Genomic DNA, 949 nt, shown 5'->3' on the forward strand with positions numbered 1-949 from the left:
TTTTTTCCAATAATCAAAGTGAAGATAGGACATGATCTCCATCAGAGAAAGATAGACAAACTGATAGATCTGATTTAAGCTGATTATCAACTGATATTGTTTGAAAAATGACTGGAAGAAAGACCAGATATGACTGTCTTGAATCAGTCCCTTCTTAATATCAGACAGGATATTAGCTAAAGCTCCCAAGGACTGAAACGGTAAATCCTTGACATTTATATAGATCCGGTCCACCACATCATTCAGACTGGTATCTTGGATGGCATGAAATTCTCCAAAGAGAACTCCTGCCGCTCCAAGAGTAGAAACAAATTCCACCAAATAATTTCTGAGGAAATTTTCTCAACCTTTTCCCATAATGTGTTTAGTGCCATCCATAACGATCCCAACCAGAAAAAGGAAAGAAAACAAGCAAAGAAATTTTGCCGTAAATCCCAAAAAGCTTCAAGACTTGGTGTTGTTGGTTTTTCTAACTCTAAAACCAAGATGGTCATAATAATTGCTAGAACAGCATCTGTCAATACAATTAATCTGTCTTTCTTCATCGGATTGCATCCCCTTTCTTTTTTGTAACATTCTATCTTATCGCATAATATTGGATATTCTTTCATAATCCGACTACAAACAAAAATAAACCAAAAAGTATGTCCCTATTATACTATATTTAACTCTAGAAGTATTCATCCATCTAATTAATAAATATATCATATTTCACAATAAGTGAATACTATCAAAGATTCATCCCCTTTCACTTCATCATGTAGTGTTGCTTAGATTTATCAAAAACAACCAAATTTGTATTAATTTCAAGTATCACCTAGTTACAAAAATTTGGGGTGAACAGAAAAAGCATCCCGTATTTTTGATACGAAATGCTTTCAATAAGTTTAAATAAGTTTTAACGTTTACTAAATTGTGATGCTTTACGAGCTTTTTTCAAGCCTGGTTT

The 949-nt window shown here is 33.0% G+C and carries 2 protein-coding genes; both read right to left on the minus strand.

What is annotated here, in order from left to right; translation table 11 throughout:
• A partial coding sequence (locus tag FN031_RS08910; protein WP_185928469.1) for a hypothetical protein occupies positions 1–318 on the minus strand: 318 nt, incomplete at its 3' end.
• A complete protein-coding gene (locus FN031_RS08915) occupies positions 243–545 on the minus strand; it encodes a TMEM175 family protein (protein ID WP_006151097.1) in 303 nt (100 codons plus the stop codon). The genes FN031_RS08915 and FN031_RS08910, both read right to left, overlap by 76 nt.
• Between the last annotated feature and the right edge of the window lie 404 nt (positions 546–949).

The sequence above is a fragment of the Streptococcus mitis genome, from assembly GCF_902159415.1.
In the GTDB taxonomy this organism is placed as follows: domain Bacteria; phylum Bacillota; class Bacilli; order Lactobacillales; family Streptococcaceae; genus Streptococcus; species Streptococcus mitis_BG.